Raw genomic sequence first — 237 nt, forward strand, 5'->3', positions numbered from 1 at the left:
CGGTGAGCGGTGAGCGGTGAGCGGTGAGCGGTGGGCGATGCGATCGAGCGGACCCGGGCCTACCTGCGGGCGTACCGCGAGACTCTGCACGTGGCGGTATACGTCGGCGCGACAGCCCGCGAGATCCGGCATCACCCCGACATTCACATCACGTGGCAGAGGATCCGGTTCGGCAGCATGACGCCCGACGCCCGACGCCCGACGCCCGATGCCCGATGCCCGATGCCCGATGCCCGA

General features: G+C 70.5%; 1 protein-coding gene. It reads left to right on the forward strand.

What is annotated here, in order from left to right; translation table 11 throughout:
• Positions 1 to 30: 30 nt before the first annotated feature.
• The coding region (locus GT354_RS52095) for a 4a-hydroxytetrahydrobiopterin dehydratase (RefSeq protein ID WP_161365549.1) at positions 31 to 237 on the forward strand (207 nt) is incomplete at its 3' end.

Source organism: Streptomyces sp. SID3343 (genome assembly GCF_009865215.1).
Lineage (GTDB): Bacteria > Actinomycetota > Actinomycetes > Streptomycetales > Streptomycetaceae > Embleya.